The sequence below is a fragment of the Megasphaera massiliensis genome (assembly GCF_000455225.1).
Taxonomy (GTDB): Bacteria; Bacillota; Negativicutes; order Veillonellales; family Megasphaeraceae; genus Megasphaera; species Megasphaera massiliensis.
In genome coordinates this window covers 784,240-800,177 of sequence record NZ_HF954537.1, presented here as the reverse complement: position 1 = coordinate 800,177, position 15,938 = coordinate 784,240, and the positions used below count along the sequence as shown (strand labels likewise).

The window sequence follows — 15,938 nt, the reverse complement described above, 5'->3', positions numbered from 1 at the left end:
AGGACGAATGTTGGATAATAAGAAAACACTCTGTGCCATCGGAAAGGCCATGAAGAAGGGCGGATTGGTGGCTGCCTGTGACGGCAATATCAGTTATCGCCGTGACGACGGCCTTATCGTCATTACCCCGTCGGGCCTTCCAAAGGACGAGCTCCATCCGAAGGACCTCCTGGTCGTCAATCTGGACGGCATCGTTTTCGAGGGGATGGGGAAACCGTCATCGGAAACGGCCCTCCATCTCAACATCTATCGGAAGCGGCAAGATGTTCATGCCATCATCCATGCTCATCCCGTTACGGCGACGGCCCTGACCGTAGCCGGTATTCCTTTTGCAGCCGACATCGTGACCGAAGGGGCCATGGTCTTAGGCGAAGTGCCGACTGTGCCCTATGCGCCTCCCGGATCGTTGGAACTTGCTGAAGGATGCGGTGCTGCCGCTGAAACAGCCTCAGTATTCCTCATGGAACGGCACGGCGCCGTTACCTTGGGAACCGATCTTAAAGAAGCTTTCTACCGCCTGGATACGCTGGAAGCGGTAGCGAAGATGTATCGTGATTCCCTGATCTTTTCGTTGGCCGGCGGAGATAAGGGGCATACGACGACGAAGGCCAAGCCTTTGAGCTGGTATTTGAAACAGAAATAAGAAAAGCTCTCGCAGTTGCGAGAGCTTTTTGTCGTCCTGATTTCGATGCGGCTATTCTTTCTTGGGCTCGACGATGTATGTCGTCTGATTGGTGAATATGACGTAGCCCGGGACGGCGTGGGCCGGTTTCTTTACATGGCGTACGAGGGTGCAGTCGACTTCGACTTTAGAGCTGTCCCGGCCTTTACTGTAATAGGCGGCCAGTTGTGCTGCCCGTTCGATTTGGGCATCCGTCGGATCGGCGTTGTGCGAGGCTAAGATGACGTGGGAACCGGGTTGGTCCTTGACGTGGAACCACAGGTCGTAGGGATGAGCTTTCTTCAAGGTCAAGAAGTCATTTTGCCGATTGTTGCGGCCGACCCAGATGGTCAGGCCGTCGGCGTCGATGGTTAAGATGTCCTGAGCCGATTCTTTCTTTTGCCTATCTTTATTATGGCCGCTGATGAGGTTCATCTGTTTCATTTCGGCCTTGATGTCCGTGATTTCATCTTTCGTCGTCGTGTTTTCCAAGGCATATTCGAGGGAGTAGAGATAGTCTAAATGCTGTTGGTTTTCCTCGTGGAGCTGAGCCGATATCTGTTTGCGGTTGCGCAGCTTCGTATAGCGCTTGTAATAGCGGTTGGCATTGTCGGTCATGGAGTAGGCCGGGTCGAGGGCGATGGTGACGTCTTCCTGGTTTTCGGATAAGAGGTTTTTGACGGTTACTTGTTTTTCATGGTCGTGCTTTTCATAAGCGTAAATCATGAGCAAGTCGCCGTACAATTTATAGCTGTCGATTTTCTTCGTTTCTTTCATTTCATCGGCAATGCGCTTGATTTTTCGTTTTTGCTTTTCAATGAGCTTGGCGACCTTCTTTTGCAGCTGTTCCTGTTCGCCGTTCAGGCTGCGGTGCGTGGCCTGGTATTCGCTGAGATACGTTTCGATGAGGGGGAAGTGACGCCGCGGATACTGGGAGAGGCTGTTTAGTTCCAAGGGGAAGATGACTTCCTTGCCTTTGACGGTATAGACGTAGGCGCCGGAAATCCCGGCGAGGCGCTTGCCAAAGGCTTCGACCGTACGGCACCAAGCAAAGCGGTCAGCCGGGGACAGATCCTGTACGAGGGTGGCCGTGTCGATGCCGGAGTCGTGGGATAATTCGGTCAAGACGACGGTGCTCATGCCGTTGAAGCGCTTGAGCATCCAGGTCTTTAAGGGTTCGTCGCCGCCGGTTTCCATCATATCCGTCAGTTCTTGGGCAGAGAAGGAAAAGGGATCCATGCGCATGAAATTCGGCGGAAAATCATAGGGCTCCTTGGGAGCAATGGTGCGGACGGCCTGTTTGTTTTTACCGGTCTTAATGAGGGCTTCGATGATGACTCCGTCTTCCGTGAAAATGACGTTGCTGTATTTTCCCATGAGTTCGACATGGATCTTACGGGTGACGACCTTGCCGGAGATATCGAGGACATCGACGGCGATTTCGATAAGTCGGTCTAAATGGAGTTGGGCAATGGAAGCGATGCGTCCGTTTTCATAATACTTGCGGAGAAACATGCAGAGCCCCGTCGGGATATCCGGCGTCGGCGGGACCGTGTCGGCAATGTAAAGGCGCGGAGAATCATCGAGAGTAATGACCAAATGGTGAAGGCCTGTATCATTAAAGATGCGGAAGTACAGGGACCGGGCGTCGAGCTGATAGATTTTAGATATCTGGCCGCCTTGGAGAATGTCCGCCAGTTCGTTGGTAATGCAGTGTAATGTGATACCGTCTAAGTTCATAGAAGTACCTCCTTATCTGGTACACTAAAAAATTCAATCCTTTTTATCATACCATGTTTGTAAAGGTCCTGTGAAGGGATATAAAAAATCCCCTTCAGAAAAGAAGGGGGCGGATGAGGGAAAATCACCATTCACACCATGCCGAAATCGCTGTTATGAATAGACAGAGTATCGTGCCGGCCGCTGTGATGGGAAGCACCCAGTCTGTCGGGAACAGCAGGGAAGAACAAAGATAGATGATGACGCCTATGATGGGGACGGCCAGGAGAAGGACCAAAATTAAAAGGCAAATGGCGTATATCATTCCGAAGAAAGCGGCTATGCAGTCCAGCAAGGGGGAAAAATCCGGGTAATGTTTGCTCATAAGGCAGACCTCCTGACGCAAGGCAGGGAGATGAAAGGCAGAAATCAGCTCCGTCAGATAGAATGGTTCTTAACGAAAATCTGGGATAGGTCGAATTCACTCTTTTCTTTACTTTATTGTAGCAAACGGGCGGAGAAAGGCAAGGGGCTGTGCCGGAAAATCGGCTGTGTAGCAGCTTTCTGTAAGGGCGATGAAAGACGGGCATACGGTGGCATCGATATAAAAAATTTGCAATATGGACGCCGGATAGGCTATAATGAGGTATTGAATAGGTTATTAAGGGGGTTCTAACATGCGAAGTATGACTGGTTTTGGCAGGGGAACCGGCAATGACGGCAAACTGGCTGTTACCATTGAAATGCGGGCAGTGAACCAACGTTTTTTGGAATTGAATATACGGATGCCCCATGCGTACCTGGCTTTGGAAGACCGCCTGCGCAGCGGCATTAAAGCCGTCTTGAAGCGGGGCAAGGTCGATGTCTTTGTGACCGTTCAAGACCTCTCGCCGGCAGCGCCGGAAATCCATATTGACGATGCTGCACTGGGCGCCGTTAAGACGGCCCTTGAAGGAGCCAAGAATCGCTTTTTTGACGGTAGTCCCGTCGGCTTGGGTGAGGTCATGGCCCTGACCAAAGATTGGTTCGTCCAAACGCCGCCGGCTATCGATGCCGATGCCAGCTGGCCGCCCTTTGAAGCGGCTTTGCAGGGCGCCTTAGACAGCATGGTTGCCATGCGCCTTCGCGAAGGGGCCAACATCGGTCGGGATTTGCTGTCCCGGTCGGCTGTCATGAAAGGCCTCGTCGAAGAAATTGCCGGTCGTAAGGATGCCATGACGGCGGCTTATCAAGAGCGGCTGGAAAAGAAAATTCGCCAGCTCATCGATAAGGCGCAGGCGCCCGTGCCCGACGAAGACCGACTCTTGCAGGAAGTGGCCATGTATTCTGATAAGGTCGACGTGACAGAAGAAGTCGTCCGTTTTGAAAGCCATTTGAATCAGCTTCACACCATGCTTCAAAGTGACGGTGAAGTCGGTCGAAAACTCGATTTCCTCATTCAGGAAATGAACCGCGAAGCCAATACCATCGGCTCCAAGGCCGGTGATTTAGCCGTCACGGAGTCGGTGCTGCAGCTTAAAAATGAAATTGAAAAAATCCGCGAACAGGTGCAGAATATCGAATGATGAACTTCAATTTATTAAATATCGGCTTCGGCAATGTCGTCATGGGGGATAAGGTCGTAGCCATGATCAGCCCGGAGTCGGCTCCAATCAAGCGCCTTATCCAAGATGCCCGAGACGGAAACAACCTCATCGATGCGACCTTTGGCCGCAAGACGCGGTCCGTCATCGTCATGGATAACGGCTGGATCATCTTGTCGGCTCTTCAGCCGGAAACCATTTCCCACCGTATCGTATCGGCAGGCAGTGATGCTGATGCCATCGATGCAGCGGAAGAAGAAAGGGAGTAATACTATGAATGATTCCGGACTGCTCATCGTTGTATCCGGCCCGTCCGGAGCCGGGAAGGGGACGATTTGCGCGGCCCTGCGCAAACAGTTTCCCAATATCCAATATTCTATTTCCATGACAACCCGTCAGCCTCGACCGGGAGAAGTCGACGGAGTCAATTATTATTTCTCAGACAATGCCCGTTTTGAACAACTGCTCTCAGAAGATGCTTTTTTGGAGCACGCTAAGGTCTACGATCATTATTACGGTACGCCGAAAAAATACGTCTACCAAATGCTGGACGAAGGGCAGCACGTCATGCTGGAAATCGATATCCAAGGGGCCATGCAGGTCAAGGAACGCTATCCCAAGGGCATCTTTATTTACATCGTGCCGCCCAGCCGTTCTGTCTTGGAACACCGACTGCGCAGCCGCCAGACCGATAGCGAGGAGGTTATTGACGGCCGCTTGTCCAAAGCTCGCGAAGAGCTCGACTGGATCGACCGCTATGACTATGTCATCGTCAATGACGATTTGGAAACCGCCATCGATGAAGCGGCATCGATCATAAAAGCCGAACAGTGTAAAGTCATGCGCAATGCTAAAAACATTGCCCATACGAAAGAATTGTATAAATGATTAGGAGAGATGAACTATGTTAATTAAACCGACCCTTGAATCTTTGATGCAGAAAGTAGACAGCAAATATACACTGGTTACCTTGGCTGCCAAACGGGCTCGTGAATTGACCGACCACGATGAAGCCTTGGTCAATGTCGATACGAACAAAGTCGTTTCCATCGCCATGGAAGAAATCGACCAGAATAAGATTACTTATGAAGCCCCTCGCGACGGCATTAAATGACACGGAGGTACTTGCCATGAGTTTGGAAGGGAAAAAGATTGTCCTTGGCATTACGGGCGGTATTGCAGCCTTTAAGGCCGCATCCGTTGCCAGTCAACTTCGGAAGTCAGGAGCTGAAGTCAAGTGTATCATGACGGCCCATGCAACGGAGTTGATTACGCCGCTGACGCTGCGGGAAATCTCAGGAAATCCCGTTGCCGTTTCCATGTTTGAAGATGTTCCTGAATTCAACGTCGAACACATTGCCCTGGCCCGCTGGGCCGACGTCCTGGTCATTGCACCGGCGACGGCCAATATCATCGGTAAGATCGCCAATGGCATTGCCGACGATATGCTGACGACGACAGTCATGGCAACGACAGCGCCGGTTCTGATGGCTCCGGCTATGAACAGCAATATGTATTTGAACCCCATTACCCAGGATAATATGGCTAAGCTGAAAAAATTCGGCTATCATCTCATCGAACCGGACAGCGGATACCTGGCCTGCGGCATCACCGGCATCGGCCGCCTGCCCGACCCGGACGTCATCGTCGATTACATCGAATTGCTGGCCTGTAAAAATGACCTGCTCAAGGGGAAGAAAGTCATTGTTACGGCCGGCGGCACGCGGGAACCCATCGACCCGGTCCGCTTCATCGGCAATCATTCCAGCGGCCGCATGGGCTTTGCTATTGCCAAAGCGGCGGTTGCTGCCGGGGCCGAAGTTACTCTGGTTGCCGGTACGACGGACAACTTGAAAACTCCTGTCGGCCTTGCACGGCGCATCGACGTCGGCAGTACCAGGGACATGAAAGCGGCTGTCGAATCGTATTATGACGACTGCGACTTGGTCATTAAAGCCGCGGCCGTTGCCGATTATCGTTCGGCTCATCCGGCGGAAAATAAGATCAAGAAAAATGACGATGTCTTGACCCTTGAAATGGCTAAGAATCCTGACATCCTCTATGGTCTTGGCCAGCGTAAAACCCATCAGGTCCTGGTCGGTTTTGCCGCTGAGACGACGAATGTCATCGAATACGGTACCAAGAAACTTCAGAAAAAGAATCTCGATATGCTCGTAGCCAACGATGTCAGCGCCGAAGGTGCCGGCTTCCAGGGGACGACCAATATTGCCACCTTGCTGTTTCCGGACGGCTCTTCAGAGACCTTGGAAAAGATGGCAAAAGATGAACTGGCTTCCATTATCGTAGCTCGGGCAGCTGCGATTATCAAAGCTAAAACTTCCAAACAAAAGGCATAACGAAAGGCCATCCCGACCGGTTGGGATGGCCTTTTTTTTGACAGTATAAAAAATATACCCAGATCAGTTTATCCGTAGTAAATATATAAAAAGTGCGTTCTTTTCGTTTTGAAAATCTTATGGTATACTTAAATCGTCAAGATTTAAATGATACAAATAATCAAGATAATGAAACATATACTATGACATGGAAAGGATGATTCCCATGAAGATTGCTGCAGCCGATATTTTAAAAGCCTTTAACTTCAGACACGCTACGAAGAGTTTCGATGCTTCGAAAAAGGTATCCGACGCCGACTTCAACACCATTTTGGAAGCCGGCCGTTTATCGCCGAGCTCCTTTGGCTTTGAACCGTGGAAGTTTTTAGTCATTGAACGCCAGGACATTAAGGATAAATTATTTCCCATCGCCTGGGGCGCCCAGAACAGCTTGAAAGGGGCCAGTCACTTCGTAATCCTGCTGGCTCGCAAGAAAGTCGATACCTTGTACAGCTCTCCTTACATCACCCACATCATGCGCGACGTACAGCATTTGCCGGAAGAGGCGGAGCAGGGGAGAAAAGCTGCTTTTGAGGCCTTCCAGAAAGACGATTTCAACTTACTGGAAAGCGACCGGGCCATCTTTGACTGGGCCAGCAAACAGACCTACTTGGCACTGGCCAACATGCTGACGACGGCAGCCATGATCGGCGTCGATTCCTGCCCCATTGAAGGCTTTAATCGGAGCAAGGTAGAAGCCATGCTGGCCGATGAAGGCCTTCTCGACACGGAACACTTCGGCGTTTCGGTTATGGCCGGCTTTGGCTATCGCAACGAAGAACCCCATGCCAAGACGCGGCAGGCCATGGAAGATGTCGTTACCTGGGTAAAATAAGGTACCTATTCCTCAAAGGCATAAAAAACGGCAAGAAATGCAGACGATATCTGCCATTTCTTGCCGCTTTTGGTTATGCTTTTTTGGCATATTCTACGACGGCTTTGGCAAAGCCGTTTAAATTTGTCGTCTTGATGGGAAGGCAGGGGCAGCCCATGTCTCTGGCGGCGGCCATGGCCCATTTGACCAGATCGGTCTGGCCTTCACTCAAGTTGATGACTAAGAGGGTGGAAGCCCGCAGGATTCGGTCGTCGCCGGTATAGCCGCTGAGGACGGCAGCCGTCGGGAAGCGGCGTTTTATCCGGCCCTGCCATTCCGGCGTACCGCCGGCCAAGGCGATTTGGCGTCCGGCCAGGAAGCGGTCCAGGCTGTGTGTATAGTCACGCTGGGTCATGAAGGACGGCAGTTCGAGGCCGCGGTCTTCGGAAGGACGCTTGGCTTTTTTTTGTGTTGCAGCGGAGTTGTCCGTAGTCTGCGGGGCGGTTGCCGGTTCGGCCGTTTTCCCCGGCTTTTCTGTGGCGGTCCGTTCTGCTGTTTTTATCGGTTCCGCAGAGGTTGGCCCATCGCCGGATGCCGCGGGAGCCGGCGATGTTTCTGAAACTGATGGTTGTGTCGGCGCTGTCGGTTTTTCCGGTGATGCTGTTTTTTTCGGTTCCGTCGCCCGGGCCGGTGCCGCCGAGGCTGTCGGATCCGCTGCTTTCGAAGGTGACGGGGCGTCTGATTTCACCGGAGTCGAGGCGGTTATCGGCGCTGACGGGTTTACGGCTGCATCGGCCTTCGGTACGGCTGCCGAGCTTGTCCTTTCGGGTGCTGAAGCAACTTTTTTTGCCAATTCGGGGTTGGCTTCGTATTTTCTAAGGGTCTGACGCAGGGTCAACAGCTCCGATACCTGAATGGCGGCTTTTTCCTTGATCCGTTCCGTGTACTCTTCCTGTTGGCGGAGGGTCGCTTCATAGTGCTGAAGATCTTCTTGGCGGCCGTTTCGTTCGTCCTCCAGTTCCTGACGCAGCCGTTCCAGTTCAGAAAGAACGGTTTTACGGTTTTGCGATTCGAGACGAAGCCTCAGGAGTTCTTCCCGATCGGCTTCCATTTGAGCTTTTTCCTGGCGCAGCTGAAGGAGTTCTTCTCGTTCTTCGCCGGCAATCATGGCCGGTGTCTTTTCGGCGTCCGCCCGGCTGTCATCGATCCAGGGACCGTCGTAGATAGCCATTAAGTAGATGCCTAAGGATTGGGCGGCCATGTGTTTGGCTTGTTGGATATCTTCAAAGACATCGCTCAACCCGACGAGTTCATCGTCGGTCTTCAACATTAAGAGGTCGATCATGCCCATGTAGGAATCGTCGCCTGTCGTCTGGGCTGTGGCATAGCGTTCCAGACGAATCGTACCGGCATAGATTTCAGTGGCATTTCGTTTCGATGCATAATAGGTATTGATGAGGAGACGGTCCGGCGTCCGTTCGTATATCCGCAGGATCATGGCTTCTTCCCGCTCCGTGCCGTTATAGCGGATGAAGGCCAGGCTTTCGCGCTGGAGTAAGGTGTTTACCAATCCTTGCGTACGATACCATTTATCCCAGATCTCTACGCGCTTGGCCAAACGCAGATCTGCCGTTTTACAGTGGGTGGCAAAGTCAAAATAAGGGTCGTTGAAAAATATATCTCTTGGCCGCAATTTGGTCATCATAATCATCCTTTCTTTCTATCTATTCATTATAACGTTTTCTGTAACGGATGTAAAAAAATATTCTTCAGGAAGTGCGGAGGCGAACAGGTACGTCGGAATTTTTTTTAGAAGGACAGAACTCATGTTTGCTATACCAAAAAAGAACTTGCAAAATAGAGGGGTTTGAATTATAATGAACCAGTAAATCAAATAAAGAACCATCAAGAGACGACGGAGGGACTGGCCCTATGATGTCGCAGCAACCTTCATAAGTGAAAGGTGCTAATTCCAGCAGTCTTATACTGGCAGATGGGGATTGGAAGCCCCTCTCATGACAGTCATGAATGAGGGGAATTTTTTTTAAGGAGGAAACCTCATGGTGAAAAATCGTGAATTCTTTACATCTGAATCCGTAACCGAAGGGCATCCGGATAAAATGGCTGACCAAATTTCTGACAGCATTTTGGATGCCATTCTTGCAAAAGATAAAAATGCCCGCGTTGCTTGTGAAACCTTAGTGACCACCGGGATGGTCCACGTCGTCGGTGAAATTTCGACGACGTGCTATGTCGATATTCCGCACATCGTTCGTGAAACCATTCGTTCCATCGGTTATACCCGTGCGAAATACGGCTTTGACTGCGATACTTGCGGCGTCTTGGTATCCCTCGATGAACAGTCGCCGGATATCGCCATGGGCGTCGACGATGCCCTCGAAAAGAAGGAAGGCAATACGGACCAGTTCGACACCATCGGTGCCGGTGACCAGGGGATGATGTTCGGCTATGCCACGAATGAAACGGATGACTACATGCCCCTTCCTGTTTCCTTAGCGCACCGTTTGGCACGCCGCCTGGCCAGTGTTCGTAAAGACGGAACGCTCTCTTATCTACGTCCGGACGGCAAGACCCAAGTCACCGTCGAATATGAAGACGGCAAACCGGTTCGCATCGATACTATCGTCATTTCGGCGCAGCACAGCCCGGAAATCACGCGTGAACAGATTGAAAAGGACCTCCTCGAATTCGTCATCAAACCGGAACTCCCGCAGGGCTTATTCGATGATAAGACGAAGCTCTTCATCAATCCGACGGGCCGTTTCGTCATCGGCGGTCCTCAGGGTGACTCCGGTCTGACCGGTCGTAAGATCATCGTCGATACCTATGGCGGCATGGCTCGTCACGGCGGCGGTGCTTTCTCCGGGAAGGATCCTACAAAGGTCGACCGTTCGGCCGCCTATGCCGCTCGTTACGTCGCTAAGAACGTCGTCGCTGCCGGCCTTGCCGATAAGTGCGAAATCCAGTTGGCATACGCCATCGGCGTAGCTCGTCCCGTTTCAATCCACGTTGAAACGTTTGGTACGGGCAAAGTCGAAAATGAAAAAATTGTCGGACTCATTGAAAAGAATTTTGACCTTCGTCCGGCTGGCATCATTGCCATGCTCGACTTACAGCGGCCGATTTACAAACAGACTGCTGCTTATGGCCACTTCGGCCGCAACGATCTCAACCTGCCTTGGGAACAGACCGATAAAGCGGATACGCTCCGTAAAGAAGCCGGCTTATAATTGAGATGCAGAGACTGCCGCAGGGACGGCAGTCTCTTTCTGTTTTTGGGCGTATGCCCTCGGACGGCAGCGACGAACTTCGGCTGCAGCCCTGATGAGGAGGTATGTCCGTGATTGCTGAAATTATCATTAATACGACGGCCAAACGGTTACAGCAGACCTTTTCGTATACCGTGCCGGATCACCTGGCCGTTCGCGTCGGAAGCCGCGTCATCGTTCCCTTTGGCTTTCGCCGGGAAGAGGGGATTGTCGTCGCCCTCCATGAGGCGCTGGACGAACCGGCCGACTTTACCTTAAAGCCCATTGAGGGCCTCCTGTCATCACAGACCGGATTTCGGGAAGAAATGATTGAAACGGCCCTTTGGATCCGCGACTACTACGTCTGTAATCTTTCCGATGCCCTGCGGCTGTTCATGATCGACAAGCGCGGTCTCGTCCGCCGGGAAGTCCTGTCCCTGGGACCGACACCGGCGACGACGGCAGAAGGCCGGTCGGTTCAGCTCTATGTCGCCGATAAGGGCAGGGTGGAAAAAGGAGCCCTCGGCCGTAAATTTGGTCGTGACCTCGTGTCTCGTCTCTTAGCCGAAAACGGTCTTTGCAGTGAGAGCTTTTTAAAGAATAAGATTGCCGATAAAATGGAGGACTGGCTGGCCTTTGAAAAGGATGACCTCGATGGTACCCTTCACGGCCGGCCTAAACAGCAGGCCTTATTGGCGGAACTGAAAGAAAAGAGAACGGCGCCGGCTGCCTACTTCCAGTCCAAGGGCTATACGCGTGACCTCATGCGCCGCCTGGCTGCGACGGGCCTTGCCCGTTGGGAGCAGCATCCGGCAGGGACGACAAACATCCTGCCGACGCTTGAACCGGATGAAGCCCTGCCGCTGACGGCGGAACAAAAAGATGCCCTCCATGTGATCGAAGGCGATGAAGGCGGAAAAACCTACGTCCTCCATGGCATTACGGGCAGCGGCAAGACAGAAATCTACATGCAGCTTGCCGAGAAAGTACTGGCTAAGGGACAGCAGGTCATCGTCTTAGTGCCGGAAATCGCCTTGACCGGTCAAATCGTGCGCCGCTTCCTGCGCCGTTTCGGCGACGATGTCGTCGTCATGCACAGCCAATTGTCTCAAGGCGAAAAACGAAATAACTGGCTGCGCATGCAAAACGGGACCAGTCATATCTGTATCGGTGCCCGATCGGCCGTCTTTTCGGCGGCCCGGTCCATCGGCCTGTTCATCGTCGACGAGGCCCACGACAGCTCATATAAGCAGGATGAGGCGCCGCGCTACCATGCCGTCGCCGTAGCCCGGAAACGAGCGGCTTACTATGGCTGTCCGGTCATCCTCGGCAGTGCGACGCCGGCCTTAGGCGATTATTATAAGGCCCTTCAAGGGGACTACGTCTTGGTGGAACTGAAGGAACGCGTCGGCCACCGCCCCTTGCCGGAAGTCACCGTTGTCGATATGAGGGAGGAATTGGCCCGCGGCAATTACCGCGTCGTGTCCGATTCCCTGTACGGACTGCTGAATGAAACCCTGGCAGCCCGTCAGCAGGCAATCATCCTCCTCAACCGGCGGGGGTATTCGACATTCATCATGTGCCGCAAATGCGGCTACGTCGTCAAATGCGATACCTGTGATGTGGCCATGGTCTATCACCGCCAGTCGTCCCATTTAAAGTGCCATTACTGTGATGCCGAAAAGCCCGTGCCGACGGTTTGCCCGTCCTGCGGCAGCAAATACATTAAATTTTTTGGCAGCGGCACAGAAAAGGTGGAGCTGCAGCTCCACGAGCTCTTCCCCGAGGCTCGTATCGTCCGCCTCGATCAGGATACGACGAGCCGCAAACACAGCGGCGACCGCATCATCGAAGCCTTCCGCCGCCATGAATACGATATCCTATTAGGGACGCAGATGGTCGCTAAAGGCCATGATTTTCCCGGTGTCAGTGCCGTCGGAATCTTGTCGGCCGACAGCCTGCTCAACCTGCCGGCTTACTGGGCCGGGGAACGGACCTTTCAGCTACTCACTCAGGCCGCCGGCCGGGCCGGCCGAGGCGACGTTCCCGGCCGCGTCGTCATGCAGACCTATGCGCCGGATCACTACGTCATCCAATGTGCAGCCCGCCAGGATTACCGCGCGTTCTATGATCAGGAAATCCAGTTTCGTAAAGAATTGGCCTATCCGCCCTTTCAGGAAATGACGAAGATCCTGGTCAGCGACAGCGACGAACAAGAAGTCTGGCGCAAGGCCAACGACGTGGCAGCGGCTCTTTCGAGCTGGAATAAGGATCACGGAGAGGCGGTTATTATCATCGGTCCTTATGAAGACGTCATCAAAAAGATCCGCAATAAATATCGCTTGGTCTTGTCGCTGACGGCGGCAGACCTGGGACCGATAAAGAAAGGGATGCGTCAGCTTCCGGCCTGTTGGCAGACCGGTGTCGTCATCGATGTCGATCCGTCGATGTAGCAGATTTTTAACTTTTTTTAAACATTTTTGACATAAAAGCCTGTGTGATGCCACACAGGCTTCGCTTTTTGCAGGGCTTTGCCGGGTCATAGAAAAGGGAAGCATCGCTGCCCCGGGCCTTGTATGAATCTGATATAATAGAAGGGGAAGGATTCTCTTTCTCACTCTTGGTGACGGTTAATTTGAATTCTTACAGTAGCCTTTTGGCTCTTTTTCCGCTATAATAAGACGGATAAGCGTTTTACTATAACAATGAGGTGAAAGATATATGGCATTACTCAAAATCATAAAAGCCGGAGATCCCGTCCTGAAAGCGACGGCAAAACCGGTTGCAAAAGTGAATAAACATATAAAGAAAATTCTCGATGACATGGCCGAAACGATGTATGCAGCCGACGGCGTCGGCTTGGCGGCGCCCCAGGTCAATGAATCGCTGCAGCTCATCGTCCTCGATGACGGCAACGGATTGATTGAACTCATCAATCCGGAAATCCTTGAAATGTCGGAAGAAACGAACATCGATACGGAAGGCTGCCTGAGCGTTCCTGGCTATTACGGTAAAGTTCAGCGGGCTTCTAAAATTAAGGTCCGTTCCTTGACGCGCCACGGCAAGACGGTCATTTATGAACCGGAAGGTTTCTTGGCCCGTATCTTCCAGCATGAAATGGATCATCTCTACGGCCATTTATTTATTGAAAAAGCGACGGATTTACAGAAAGTAGGGGAATAATGGAGAGCTTACGCATCGTATTCATGGGAACGCCTGATTTTTCCGTTCCGGCCTTAGCACAGTTGGCTCAATCGCAGCACGACGTAGTCGCCGTCTATTCTCAGCCGGATAAACAGCGGGGACGAGGGAAGAAGGTGACCTTTTCGCCGGTGAAGGAAAAAGCCGTCGAACTCGGGATTCCCGTGTTCCAACCCGATTCTATGCGAAGCGATGAAGTTATTTCTGAACTGAAAAGCCTTTCTCCGGACGTCATTATCGTCATTGCTTACGGCAAGATTTTGCCCAAGGCCGTTCTCGATATCCCAAAATACGGCTGCCTCAACGTTCACGGCTCCCTCTTGCCGAAGTATCGAGGAGCTGCGCCCATCCAGTATGCCATCAAAGAAGGCGAAGCTGAAAGCGGCGTTACCATCATGCTCCTCGACGAAGGGATGGATACGGGGAAGATGCTGAAAAAAGCCGTCATCCCTTTAGACGCCAAGGAAACGACGGGCACCTTGTTCGATAAACTGGCCTCTCTGGGGGCCTCAACCTTGATGACCGTCGTCGACGACCTGGATAACTATGAACGAAATGCCGTCGCCCAGGATGAAAGTCAGGCCACGTATACGGCGAAGATCACAAAAGAAGAAGCGGCCCTCGATTGGACGGCTGATGCCGTCGTCTTAGAACGGTTGATCCGGACCTTAGATCCGCATCCCGGTGCCTATACGGTGTGCCGCGACGGAAAACGGCTGAAAATATGGTCCGCCGACGTCGTCGAAGGGGCGGATGCCGTGCCGGGAACGGTCATTGCCGTGACTAAAAAATCCTTTACCGTCCAGACCGGAAAGGGCGCTCTTCGCATTACTGAAGTTCAGCCGGAAAGCCGCAAGCGTCTGATGGCGGCCCAGTATCTGCAAGGGGTTACGCTGACCGTCGGAGAACCGTTATAACCGGCATGCCGCATGCATGGCCATACGTTTTATTTAGGAGGATTCATGAACGTACGTGAAATTGCCTTTCAAAGCCTGCTGACCATTTGCAGGGATGAAGGGTATAGTAATATCGTCGTCTCGAAGGCGATACAGGCCCATAAATTTTCTGATCGGGATCGGAGATTTTATACGGAACTTGTTTATGGGACCCTGCGCTGTCTTAATTATTTGGACTGGATCATTTCCCAGCTCAGTACGCGCAAATTAAATAAGCTCGATCCGGTTTGCCTGGCCATCGTCCGCTTGGGGCTCTATCAGATTTTTGGCATGGATAAGGTGCCTGAATCGGCAGCCTGCAACGAGTCGGTCAAGATGGCGACGAAGTTTGGCAATAAGGGCATGGCAAAATTCGTCAATGCCATGCTGCGAAACAGCATTCGCAACCGCAATTCCTTCGTCATTCCGGATAAGGAAAAGGATATGACAGCCTACTTGGCCTTGACGTATCATCAGCAGGACTGGCTCATTCGCCGTTGGCTGAAAGATTACGGCCCGGAGGAAACGGAACAGCTTTGTCAGTATTTCGATACCATCCCGCCTCTGTGTCTTCGGGCCAATACGCCCCGTACCAGTCGGGATGAGCTTCTTAGAGACCTCATCGAACAAGGGATTCAGGCTCGTCCGACGCCGGTTTCGCCGGACGGCATCTACATCGACGGTCACTTGGGGATTCACGAACTGGAGTGCCTTAAAGACGGGCGGGCCATCATTCAAGACGAACCGTCTCAGCTCGTCGCCCATATCGTCGACCCTCAGCCCCATGAACTGGTCCTCGATGTCTGCGCTGCTCCCGGCGGAAAGACGACCCATTTAGCGGCTATCGGCGGTCCGTCGTGTATCGTCTACGGCGGCGACATCCATGAACATAAATTGAAATTGATTGACTATAATGCCCAAAAATTAGGCCTTAAAAACGTCCGCACCCTCTTGCAGAATGCCTGCACCATCGGTCAGAAGTACGGCGGTCGGGCAGACCGCGTCTTGATCGATGCGCCTTGTTCCGGTCTCGGAGTCCTGCGCCACAAGATCGACCTTCGCTGGCGCAAGCAGTTGAGCGATCTTCGTACTTTACCGGCCCTGCAGCGTCGCATTTTGGAAAGTGCGTCTCAGTGCGTGAAGCCCGGCGGCGTTTTGGTATACAGTACGTGTACTCTGAATGATGACGAAAACAGCGGCATCGTCAACGAATTTCTACAGAAGCATCCGGAGTTTCATGTTGAAAACGCTGCGGAGAAACTGGCCGTTCCGGGACATGAAGGCCCCTTTATCCAGCTTCTTCCTCAGCGTGACGGCATGGACGGGTTCTTCATTGCTCGCATGAAGAAGGAGTCTTGAT

General features: G+C 52.4%; 15 protein-coding genes and 1 riboswitch. Of the genes, 12 read left to right on the top strand and 3 right to left on the bottom strand.

Features of this window, described 5'->3' with window-relative positions; genetic code table 11:
* The first annotated feature begins 7 nt into the window (after positions 1-7).
* Positions 8-643, top strand: a complete 636-nt coding sequence (locus TX77_RS07100; RefSeq protein ID WP_044504072.1) for a class II aldolase/adducin family protein — start codon at positions 8-10, stop codon at positions 641-643.
* Between the two features lie 51 nt (positions 644-694).
* Here the strand turns inward: TX77_RS07100 and TX77_RS07095 are convergent, their stop codons facing one another.
* Together TX77_RS07095 and TX77_RS07090 are read right to left on the bottom strand one after the other, a co-directional pair.
* Positions 695-2,401, bottom strand: coding sequence for an Rqc2 family fibronectin-binding protein (locus tag TX77_RS07095; protein WP_044504071.1), 1,707 nt, complete (start codon positions 2,399-2,401; stop codon positions 695-697).
* Between the two features lie 124 nt (positions 2,402-2,525).
* Complete coding sequence (locus TX77_RS07090; protein WP_044504070.1) at positions 2,526-2,765, bottom strand: hypothetical protein; 240 nt, start codon at positions 2,763-2,765, stop codon at positions 2,526-2,528.
* A 292-nt stretch (positions 2,766-3,057) separates the two neighbouring features.
* Between TX77_RS07090 and TX77_RS07080 the strand changes: the two genes are divergently transcribed.
* From TX77_RS07080 to TX77_RS07055, 6 genes are all read left to right on the top strand, one after another.
* Positions 3,058-3,945 (top strand): YicC/YloC family endoribonuclease, encoded by an 888-nt coding sequence (locus TX77_RS07080; RefSeq protein ID WP_044504068.1) that lies wholly within the window; start codon positions 3,058-3,060, stop codon positions 3,943-3,945.
* Entirely contained in the window at positions 3,945-4,232 is a 288-nt protein-coding gene (gene remA / locus TX77_RS07075) for an extracellular matrix/biofilm regulator RemA (protein ID WP_044504858.1), read from the top strand. The genes TX77_RS07080 and remA overlap by 1 nt, the downstream gene beginning before the upstream one ends.
* Positions 4,233-4,236: 4 nt before the next feature.
* Positions 4,237-4,851, top strand: a complete 615-nt coding sequence (gmk, locus tag TX77_RS07070; RefSeq protein ID WP_044504067.1) for a guanylate kinase — start codon at positions 4,237-4,239, stop codon at positions 4,849-4,851.
* Between the two features lie 16 nt (positions 4,852-4,867).
* Positions 4,868-5,077 carry a DNA-directed RNA polymerase subunit omega gene (gene rpoZ / locus TX77_RS07065; RefSeq protein ID WP_044504066.1) on the top strand — a complete coding sequence of 70 codons (210 nt, stop codon included), beginning with the start codon at positions 4,868-4,870 and terminating at the stop codon, positions 5,075-5,077.
* 16 nt (positions 5,078-5,093) lie between these two features.
* Positions 5,094-6,320: a bifunctional phosphopantothenoylcysteine decarboxylase/phosphopantothenate--cysteine ligase CoaBC gene (coaBC, locus tag TX77_RS07060; protein ID WP_044504065.1), complete on the top strand. Its 1,227-nt coding sequence runs from the start codon at positions 5,094-5,096 to the stop codon at positions 6,318-6,320.
* Positions 6,321-6,525: 205 nt separating this feature from the next.
* Positions 6,526-7,194: an NAD(P)H-dependent oxidoreductase gene (locus tag TX77_RS07055; protein WP_044504064.1), complete on the top strand. Its 669-nt coding sequence runs from the start codon at positions 6,526-6,528 to the stop codon at positions 7,192-7,194.
* A 73-nt stretch (positions 7,195-7,267) separates the two neighbouring features.
* On the opposite strand, the gene TX77_RS12990 is transcribed toward TX77_RS07055, so the two are convergent.
* Positions 7,268-8,878, bottom strand: coding sequence for a hypothetical protein (locus tag TX77_RS12990; RefSeq protein ID WP_154651877.1), 1,611 nt, complete (start codon positions 8,876-8,878; stop codon positions 7,268-7,270).
* Positions 8,879-9,072: 194 nt separating this feature from the next.
* Positions 9,073-9,173: riboswitch (SAM riboswitch) on the top strand.
* Between the two features lie 60 nt (positions 9,174-9,233).
* On the opposite strand from TX77_RS12990, the gene metK reads away from it, so the two are divergent.
* The 5 genes from metK to rsmB all read left to right on the top strand — a co-directional run bounded on the left by metK (position 9,234) and on the right by rsmB (position 15,937).
* A complete protein-coding gene (gene metK / locus TX77_RS07045) occupies positions 9,234-10,424 on the top strand; it encodes a methionine adenosyltransferase (protein WP_044504063.1) in 1,191 nt (396 codons plus the stop codon).
* A 110-nt stretch (positions 10,425-10,534) separates the two neighbouring features.
* Positions 10,535-12,895, top strand: a complete 2,361-nt coding sequence (gene priA, locus TX77_RS07040; RefSeq protein ID WP_049917322.1) for a replication restart helicase PriA — start codon at positions 10,535-10,537, stop codon at positions 12,893-12,895.
* Positions 12,896-13,163: 268 nt separating this feature from the next.
* Complete coding sequence (def, locus tag TX77_RS07035; protein WP_044504061.1) at positions 13,164-13,625, top strand: peptide deformylase; 462 nt, start codon at positions 13,164-13,166, stop codon at positions 13,623-13,625.
* On the top strand, positions 13,625-14,560 hold the full coding sequence (gene fmt / locus TX77_RS07030) for a methionyl-tRNA formyltransferase (protein WP_044504060.1): 936 nt from the start codon (positions 13,625-13,627) through the stop codon (positions 14,558-14,560). Before def ends, fmt begins: the two co-directional genes overlap by 1 nt.
* Positions 14,561-14,605: 45 nt before the next feature.
* A complete protein-coding gene (gene rsmB / locus TX77_RS07025; RefSeq protein ID WP_044504059.1) occupies positions 14,606-15,937 on the top strand; it encodes a 16S rRNA (cytosine(967)-C(5))-methyltransferase RsmB in 1,332 nt (443 codons plus the stop codon).
* Position 15,938 lies beyond the last annotated feature (1 nt).

Coding starts and splice junctions, on each gene's coding strand:
- TX77_RS07100 (WP_044504072.1), top strand. CDS start 8: ATGTTGGATAATAAGAAAACACTCTGTGCCATCGGAAAGGCCATGAAG.
- TX77_RS07095 (WP_044504071.1), bottom strand. CDS start 2,401: ATGAACTTAGACGGTATCACATTACACTGCATTACCAACGAACTGGCG.
- TX77_RS07090 (WP_044504070.1), bottom strand. CDS start 2,765: ATGAGCAAACATTACCCGGATTTTTCCCCCTTGCTGGACTGCATAGCC.
- TX77_RS07080 (WP_044504068.1), top strand. CDS start 3,058: ATGCGAAGTATGACTGGTTTTGGCAGGGGAACCGGCAATGACGGCAAA.
- remA (WP_044504858.1), top strand. CDS start 3,945: ATGAACTTCAATTTATTAAATATCGGCTTCGGCAATGTCGTCATGGGG.
- gmk (WP_044504067.1), top strand. CDS start 4,237: ATGAATGATTCCGGACTGCTCATCGTTGTATCCGGCCCGTCCGGAGCC.
- rpoZ (WP_044504066.1), top strand. CDS start 4,868: ATGTTAATTAAACCGACCCTTGAATCTTTGATGCAGAAAGTAGACAGC.
- coaBC (WP_044504065.1), top strand. CDS start 5,094: ATGAGTTTGGAAGGGAAAAAGATTGTCCTTGGCATTACGGGCGGTATT.
- TX77_RS07055 (WP_044504064.1), top strand. CDS start 6,526: ATGAAGATTGCTGCAGCCGATATTTTAAAAGCCTTTAACTTCAGACAC.
- TX77_RS12990 (WP_154651877.1), bottom strand. CDS start 8,878: ATGATGACCAAATTGCGGCCAAGAGATATATTTTTCAACGACCCTTAT.
- metK (WP_044504063.1), top strand. CDS start 9,234: ATGGTGAAAAATCGTGAATTCTTTACATCTGAATCCGTAACCGAAGGG.
- def (WP_044504061.1), top strand. CDS start 13,164: ATGGCATTACTCAAAATCATAAAAGCCGGAGATCCCGTCCTGAAAGCG.
- fmt (WP_044504060.1), top strand. CDS start 13,625: ATGGAGAGCTTACGCATCGTATTCATGGGAACGCCTGATTTTTCCGTT.
- rsmB (WP_044504059.1), top strand. CDS start 14,606: ATGAACGTACGTGAAATTGCCTTTCAAAGCCTGCTGACCATTTGCAGG.